This window comes from Streptomyces marokkonensis (genome assembly GCF_039539045.1).
Classification (GTDB): domain Bacteria; phylum Actinomycetota; class Actinomycetes; order Streptomycetales; family Streptomycetaceae; genus Streptomyces; species Streptomyces marokkonensis.
This window is the reverse complement of the sequence record NZ_BAABCQ010000313.1, coordinates 1-3,674: the sequence shown is the minus strand read 5'-3', so window position 1 is coordinate 3,674 and position 3,674 is coordinate 1. Positions and strand designations below refer to the sequence as shown.

Below are 3,674 nucleotides of genomic sequence, written 5' to 3'. Positions count from 1 at the left end.
CCGATCCGGGTGCTCCAGCGCGGCGACCCGACCCAGACCCCACACCTGAGCCTGCACCGGATCCGCGGGACCGCCCTCCGGACCCACCGCCACAGCACCCTGCGTCACGCACCACAACGGCCCCGACACCCCCATGTCGCCCAACGCCTGCACCAGCCCCAGCGCCGCAAGGCCAGGCTCGGTCTCCCCCGGCCCCAGCAGCGACACCACGCCGGTCTCACCGGAGAGCCCCGCCACCCTCGCGCCCAAGGCCCCGCGGTCGACCACGTCGCCTGCGCCCACCGGCAGGACCACCACCTCGGCCCCGCGCTTCAGCAGAGCGGCGACCAGCGGGTGATCGACATCGGAGTCCCTGCACACCACGACCCACTGCCCCGGCACGGCCTCGGCCGCGCCGTGCCCGGTCGGCTTCCACGTCACCCGGTAGCGCCAGGAGTCCACACCGTCCGCCGCACGGACCACGGCCGGCTCCTTGAGCCAGTAGCGTTCGCGCTGGAAGGCGTAGGTGGGCAGGTCGACCCGGCGGGCACCCGTGCCGGCGAAGTACGCCTGCCAGTCGACCGCCTCGCCACGTACATGGAGTTCGGCGAGGGCGGTGAGCAGGCTCTCCGGCTCCTCGCGGTTCTTGCGAAGGACCGGCACGAAGGTGAACTCGCCGGAGTCGGAGGTGACGCAGTCCTGCGCCATCGCGGACAGCACACCGTCCGGACCCAGCTCCAGGAACGCCGTCACACCTTCCGCTTCCAAGGTGCGGATGCCGTCCAGGAAACGGACCGCCTCGCGGACGTGACGCACCCAGTACTCCGGGTCCCGGATCTCCCCTGCGGCCAGTACCTCGCCCGTCACATCGGACACGATGGACAACTGCGGAGCATTGAAGGTCAGTCCCGCCGCGACCTTGCGGAAGTCGTCGAGCATCGCGTCCATACGCGGCGAGTGGAACGCATGACTCACCCGCAGACGCTTCGTCTTACGACCCTCACCCTCGAAGTACGCGGCGATCCGCAAGACCTTCGTCTCATCTCCCGACACCACCGTCGAACGCGGGCCGTTGAGCGCGGCGATCGACACGCCGTCCGTCAGCAGCGGCAGCACCTCGTCCTCCGCCGCCTGCAACGACACCATCGCACCGTCCGTCGGGAGCGCCTGCATCAGACGACCTCGGGCCGCCACCAGCACGGCAGCGTCCTCCAGCGACAGCACGCCGGCCACGCACGCGGCCGACAACTCACCGATCGAGTGACCCAGCAGGAAGTCCGGCTTCACGCCCCACGACGTCACCAGCTCGAACAGCGCCACCTCGAGCGCGAACAGACCCGCCTGCGTGAACTGCGTCCGATCCAGCAGGACCGCGTCCTCGAAGACCACATCACGCAGCGGCTGGTCCAGATGCCGGTCCAGCTCCGCGCACACCGCGTCGAACGCATCCGCGAACACCGGATACGCCTCGTACAACTCTCGGCCCATGGCTGAACGTTGTGACCCCTGCCCCGAGAACAGCACACCGGTCCGGCCCTCGGCGGCCACGCCCCGCACGGTCCGCTCTCCGATCAGTACCGCCCGGTGCTCCAGCACCGCACGCGCCGTCACCAGCGAGAAACCCACATCCACCGGCGACAGCTCAGGCTTCTCGGCAACGAACGACCTAAGCCGCTCCACCTGCGCCACCAGTGCCGTTTCGGACTTCGTCGAGACCACCCAGGGCACCACCGGCAACGTCGCCGGAGCCTCGGTCGGCTCCGGCGCTTCCGCCTCAGGCGCCTGCTCCACGATCACATGCGCGTTCGTGCCGCTGACGCCGAAGGACGACACCGCCGCGCGGCGCGGCTCGCCCGTCTCCGGCCACGCCACCGACTCCGTCAGCAGCTCCACCGCACCCGCCGACCAGTCCACGTGGGAGGACGGCTCGTCGACGTGCAGCGTTCGCGGCAGTATGCCGTTGCGCAGCGCCATGACCGTCTTGATGATCCCGGCGACGCCGGCGGCGGCCTGCGTGTGACCGATGTTCGACTTCAACGAGCCCAACCACAGTGGGTGTTCGCCCTTCCGCTCCTGACCGTAGGTCGCCAGCAGCGCCTGTGCCTCGATGGGGTCGCCCAGTGCGGTGCCGGTGCCGTGCGCCTCCACGGCGTCGATGTCCGCTGCCGACAGGCCCGCGTTCGCCAGGGCCTGGCGGATGACGCGTTGCTGGGACGGGCCGTTCGGCGCCGTCAGGCCGTTGCTCGCGCCGTCCTGGTTGACCGCGCTCCCCCGAACCACCGCCAGGACCTCGTGACCATTCCTGCGGGCGTCCGACAGGCGCTCCACCAGCAGCATGCCGACGCCCTCGGACCAGCCCGTGCCGTCCGCCGTATCCGCGAACGCCTTGCACCGGCCGTCCCCGGCCAGGCCGCCCTGGCGGGAGAACTCCGCGAACGTCACGGGGGTGGCCATCACCGTCACGCCGCCGACCAGGGCCATGGAGCACTCCCCCGCGCGCAGGGCCTGCGCCGCGAGGTGCAGGGCAACCAGGGACGACGAGCAAGCCGTGTCCACCGTCATCGCCGGGCCTTCCAGGCCGAAGGCGTACGAGATCCGGCCGGAGAGCACGCTCGTCGCGTTGCCGGTCAGCAAGTGGCCGCCGAGGTCCTCCTCTTCACCGGAGTTCGGCCCGGACGCGTAGCCCTGGCTCGCCGCTCCCGCGAAGACCGCGACCCGGCTCCCGCGTACCGACGTCGGGTCGATGCCCGCGCGCTCGAACGCCTGCCAGGCGGTTTCGAGGAGCAGTCGCTGCTGCGGGTCCATCGCCAGCGCCTCACGCGGCGAGATCCCGAAGAAGTCGGCGTCGAACTCTCCCGCGTCGTGCAGGAACCCGCCCGAGCGAACGAACGTGGCCGCCGGGTGCGTCGCCCAGCCGCGGTCGACCGGGAACCCGGTGATCCCGTCGTTCCCGGCCACCAGAAGCGACCAGAGGTCCTCCTGGGACCGGACGCCGCCAGGCAGGCGGCAGCTCATGCCGACAATCGCGATCGGGTCGTCCGGATCGGTCGCCGTGACCGCGGGGAGGATCTCCCCTGCGGTCGCCGCGCCGTCCCCGACGAGCCGCGAACGGAGGTGAACCGCGAGGACTTCGGGGTTCGGGCAGTCGAAGACCAGAGTGGTGGCGAGTTCGAGGCCGGTCTCCTTGCGCAGGCCGTTCCTCAGCTCCACGGCGGTCAGGGAGTCGAACCCCAGCTCCTTGAAAGCCCGGTCCGCGGACACCTTGGCCGTGTTCGCGTGCCCCAGGACAGCCGCGACCTGCCGCCGGACGAGGTCGAGCAGAACCGCTTCCTGCTCGGCGCCCGACAAGCCGAGGAGTCTCGTCCGCAGCTCGGACTGCTCGACATCGGCCTCCATGTCGGTGCCGGTACCGCCGGCCGCGTCGTCGTCGGCCATCTCAGCGAGAAGAGCGCTCGGCCGCAGAGCGGTGTACGCCGCCACGAACCGTGTCCAGTCGACGTCGGCCACAGTGACGTGTGTGCTGCCCTCGGCGAGCGCCCGTCGCAGGCCGTCCATCGCCTTGACCGGAGTCATCGCAGCCAGGCCCCGGCGATTCAGGTGTGCCGCGACCTCACCCTCGGCCATGCCGCCCTCGGCCCATGGCCCCCAGCTCACCGAGGTCGCGGTCAGGCCGCGAGCACGACGATCCTCGGCAA

General features: G+C 70.9%; 1 protein-coding gene. It reads right to left on the bottom strand.

Going from position 1 to position 3,674, the window contains the following annotated elements; genetic code table 11:
• On the bottom strand, positions 1-3,674 hold a 3,674-nt coding region (locus tag ABEA26_RS35290; protein ID WP_345598073.1), incomplete at both ends, for a type I polyketide synthase.